The sequence below is a fragment of the Bradyrhizobium sp. genome, assembly GCF_049581145.1.
Classification (GTDB): Bacteria; Pseudomonadota; Alphaproteobacteria; order Rhizobiales; family Xanthobacteraceae; genus Bradyrhizobium.
Map to the genome: position 1 here is coordinate 1 of NZ_JBAURI010001281.1, position 3,810 is coordinate 3,810.

At 65.1% G+C, this 3,810-nt stretch carries 6 protein-coding genes; 2 read left to right on the forward strand and 4 right to left on the reverse strand.

Annotated features, from left to right (window positions below; translation table 11 throughout):
- The 3 genes from WCB02_RS40590 to WCB02_RS40600 all read right to left on the reverse strand — a co-directional run.
- A partial coding sequence (locus WCB02_RS40590) for a TetR/AcrR family transcriptional regulator (protein ID WP_423968294.1) occupies positions 1-423 on the reverse strand: 423 nt, incomplete at its 3' end.
- 199 nt (positions 424-622) lie between these two features.
- Positions 623-1,042 carry a YciI family protein gene (locus WCB02_RS40595; protein WP_423968296.1) on the reverse strand — a complete coding sequence of 140 codons (420 nt, stop codon included), beginning with the start codon at positions 1,040-1,042 and terminating at the stop codon, positions 623-625.
- 170 nt (positions 1,043-1,212) lie between these two features.
- A complete protein-coding gene (locus WCB02_RS40600; protein WP_423968298.1) occupies positions 1,213-1,869 on the reverse strand; it encodes a glutathione S-transferase family protein in 657 nt (218 codons plus the stop codon).
- Between the two features lie 376 nt (positions 1,870-2,245).
- Between WCB02_RS40600 and WCB02_RS40605 the strand changes: the two genes are divergently transcribed.
- Both WCB02_RS40605 and WCB02_RS40610 read left to right on the forward strand, forming a co-directional pair.
- On the forward strand, positions 2,246-3,034 hold the full coding sequence (locus WCB02_RS40605) for an SDR family NAD(P)-dependent oxidoreductase (RefSeq protein WP_423968300.1): 789 nt from the start codon (positions 2,246-2,248) through the stop codon (positions 3,032-3,034).
- A gap of 67 nt (positions 3,035-3,101) precedes the next feature.
- The gene (locus tag WCB02_RS40610; protein ID WP_423968306.1) at positions 3,102-3,482 is read left to right on the forward strand and encodes a hypothetical protein; all 381 of its coding nucleotides are present in this window, start codon (positions 3,102-3,104) and stop codon (positions 3,480-3,482) included.
- 6 nt (positions 3,483-3,488) lie between these two features.
- Here the strand turns inward: WCB02_RS40610 and WCB02_RS40615 are convergent.
- A partial coding sequence (locus tag WCB02_RS40615) for a VOC family protein (protein WP_423968303.1) occupies positions 3,489-3,810 on the reverse strand: 322 nt, incomplete at its 5' end.

Consider the following 3,810-nt stretch of genomic DNA (forward strand, 5'->3'; position numbering starts at 1 on the left):
GAGAATGCCGAACGCACGCTCGCTCGCAGCCATCAGCGTCGGATTCGCGTCGGCCGGCAGGCCCGACTCGAACATCGCCGAATAGAATGCGGGCTCGTCGCGGGCGAACGCGAGGTAGGCTTTGCCGACCCGCTCGAACGCGGTGACGGTGTCGGGTCGGCCGTCATCCCAGGCACTGGTCAGCGCCGCCTCGAACTGTTCGAAGCCACGCTGCGCGATCGAGGACAGCAATTCGTCGCGGTCGCGAAAATGGCGGTAGGGCGCCGCGGGGCTGACGCCGGCCATCCGCGCGGCGTCGGCGAAGGTGAACCCGGCCGCGCCCTTCTGCGCGATCAGGTCGAGCGCCGCCTGCAGCAATGCCTCCTTGAGATTACCGTGGTGATAGCCGCGCTCGGCGCGGCGCTCTTCCTTGCGCCAGCTCATGTGAAGGACGTTTACATGAGCCGGGCTCAAAGTCACTACAGCATGATCCGGAAAAGCACGCCCCCAGGGCCACGACCCGAAGGGTGATCCCGGTTTTCCCCGCACCACACGGGAAACGCGTTGGCGCGGAGATCATGACCAAAGGCCTGAGAGCGACAACCATTCGCGCTCAGGCAGCGGGAACGAACGTTTGCAGTCGTTAACGGCCGGCGGACTTGCCTTGCAGTTCCGCAAAGCCCCCAGCGGCTTCCTGAAGATCGGCGGGAAAGTCGGCCAGCTCCTGAACCTGGCGGATCTCGATGATCTCGTTGCCGGAGGCCGGGCATTTTTTCGCCCAGCCGATCGCCTCCTCGCGCGATTTCACCTCGATCATCCAATACCCGCCGATCACCTCCTTGCTCTCGGTGAAGGGTCCGTCGGTGACGACCGGCCTGCCGCCGGCAAACGACACCCGCGCGCCCATCGAGGGCGGATGCAGCCCGTCGAGCGTGATCAGCACACCGGCCTCCTTCAGCACCTCGTTGTATTTCATCATCGCGGCGACCGCCTCGACCGGCGGCATGGTGCCGGGCGTTGCCGTCTCGTAGCCCTTTGGGATCATCAGCATCATGAATCGCATCACTCTTCTCCGTTTGCTATGTCATCAGGGCCGATTGCGGGGCGGCGCTCCTCAAAGACGAACGACGTTTTGCAGCACCGACACGAAGTCGCGAAATTACCCGGGAGGTCATTGGCCGACCGCGGGCGCCGCCCGGGTTTCGTGCGCGCGCCACAAGCCACCGGCGCGATTCAACGACTTTCCTTCGGAAGCACCTGGAAATACGGTTCGGCTTCCCTCATCACCCGCGCGATCGACGGCCGCGCTTTCAGGCGCTCGAGATAGCCATTGACCTTGCTGCAGCCCGCGCCGAGCGGCTCGACCATGTTGCCGTAGAACAAGGGCGGCAGCGCCGCACAATCGGCAAGGCTGAAGGCCTCTCCCATCGCCCAGCCGCCGGACGCCATCTGCCGTTCGATCATGCGGTAGGAGATGCGCAATTGCGCCCTCGCCTCTTCCACGCCGCGCGGGTCCTCCGTGCCGTCCGGGCGAAGCCGGTCGCCGATGATCTTCTGGATCGGCAGATGCAGATATAGATCGTAGAAGCGGTCACGCAGCCGCGTCTGCAAGCCACGGTCGGGATCTGCCGGGATAAACCGTGTCCGGCCGGGATACTGCCGGTCGAGATATTCGATGATGATGCTCGACTCCGGGATCGTCTGATCCTGGGCATCGTCACGCAAAACCGGAAACCGGCCGATAGGCCACAGCCTCGATAGCGCCGCCCGCTCGGCCTCGCTGCCGAGATCGACCAGTTTCGGCGCGAACGGGATGTCGTTCTCATACAATGCGATCAGCACCTTCCAGCAGAACGACGACAGCGGATGGAAATACAGGGTCAGCGACATGGAAAGTCCTCTTGGTTGGCTCGTCGAACCGGCACCTGTGAACAAGACGAACCGGGCTCGACGGCCCCGACATTCGCTTCGACTTTGTTGGGCAGCCAAACAATACCGATCTCGGCGCGTCGGGACATACCTGCGATCGGTGGCGGCGCTGGGATAATTCCTCGGTTTGCCGAGTTCGTGGCCAGCCAGGAGCTCGCCGGCCCCTGATGCCGGGCGCGTCATCGACCAACGGCCGGCGCCAGGCTGGCGGCAATCGCGAGTGCGATCAGGACGCCACGGCGGCTTGACCACGAGGCGCTTTCGGTCATCTTGAGCACCGGGTCCGCGATGCTCAGACCTCGCAGAACCTGGCTGGTCTCGAAGGACGACGGAAAATATGGCCCCCTCTCCCCAAAGAGTCGCCCTTGTCACCGGCGCCGCGCGCGGCATTGGGCTCGCCACGGCGAAACGCTTCCTCGCCGACGGCTGGCGCGTCGCCCTGCTCGATATCGAGGGCGAATTGCTGCGGGCGGCAATCGCGCACCTCGACAGCGCCGAACAGACGCTGGCGCTGCATTGCGACGTGTCTGACGCAACCGCCGTAGCCGCGGCCATCGTCACCTTGACCAAACGCTTCGGCCGGCTGGATGCTCTCGTCAACAATGCCGGCGTCGCGGTGTTCGCGCCGCTGCTCGAAACCTCCGACGACGCCTGGAACCGGATCCTCGCGGTCAATCTCACCGGACCCTTGCTTTGCACCAAGGCGGCCGCGCCGCTGATGCGCGAACATGGCGGCGGCGCAATCGTCAACATCACCTCGATCTCGGCGGTACGTGCCTCCACATTGCGTTCGGCCTACGGCACCAGCAAGGCGGCGCTTGCCCATCTGACCAAGCAGCTCGCCGTCGAACTGGCTTCGCTCGGCATCCGCGTCAATGGCGTGGCGCCCGGCCCGGTCGACACCGCGATGGCGAAGGCCGTGCACACCGCGGAGATCCGCGCCGACTATCACGATGCGATCCCGCTCAATCGTTACGGCCTTGAAGAAGAGCTGGCGGAGGCTATTTTCTTCCTGAGTTCCGACCGCGCCAGCTACATCACCGGACAGATCCTGGCGGTCGACGGCGGCTTCGACGCCGCGGGCATCGGATTGCCGACTCTGCGCGGCACACGGCGAAACGGATGAGGCCAGATTGCGAACACGAATTATCCTCACCCTTGTTCTTGCGGTCGCCCTGTGGGCCTTCGCCTCGATGCTGGCGCATGCCGAGGTCCGCATTCTCGCAAGCCCCGGCGGCAAGGTCGGCCCGTTTCTCGATATGTTCGAGAGCGTGCGGGACTCCGGTGAGCGCGTGGTGATCGACGGCCCCTGCCTGTCGGCCTGCACCCTGGTGCTGAGCATCGTGCCCAGCAACCGCATCTGCGTGACCCGCCGCGCCATCCTGGGCTTTCACGCAGCGCGGTCGATCGACCGCCGCGGCCGCACCTATGCCGAGCCGGAGGCCTCCGAACTGGTGCTGGAGGCCTACCCTGGGCCGGTCCGGGACTGGATCATCCGCCGCGGCGGCCTGACGTCGCGGCTGTTGTTGTTGCGCGGGCGCGAGCTCAACGCGATGTATCGCTCCTGCCGCTAGTGCCGCTCACTGACCCTCGAGCGGACTGTTGACCATCCAGGGAATGCCGAACCGATCGACGCACATCCCGAATCCCCTGGAGAAGAAGGTCTTCCCGAACGGCATATTGACGCTGCCGCCTTCCGACAGTGCCTTGAACTTGGCTTCGGCCTCGCCGGGATCGCCGACCGTGAGCGAGACGGCAAAACCCTGTGGCTTGTGAAAATGTTCCGGCGGCGCATCGGATGCCATCAGCACCTGGCCGCCGATCGTCAGCCGCCCGTGCATGATCTTCTGCTTGCGCTCCGGCGGCGACGGCATCTCCGGCGGCGCCTCTTCGTTACGGAGC

Excerpts from the sequence above, each read along its gene's own strand:
- WCB02_RS40595 (WP_423968296.1), bottom strand. The coding sequence starts at position 1,042 with ATGCGATTCATGATGCTGATGATCCCAAAGGGCTACGAGACGGCAACG.
- WCB02_RS40600 (WP_423968298.1), bottom strand. The coding sequence starts at position 1,869 with ATGTCGCTGACCCTGTATTTCCATCCGCTGTCGTCGTTCTGCTGGAAG.
- WCB02_RS40605 (WP_423968300.1), top strand. The coding sequence starts at position 2,246 with ATGGCCCCCTCTCCCCAAAGAGTCGCCCTTGTCACCGGCGCCGCGCGC.
- WCB02_RS40610 (WP_423968306.1), top strand. The coding sequence starts at position 3,102 with ATGCTGGCGCATGCCGAGGTCCGCATTCTCGCAAGCCCCGGCGGCAAG.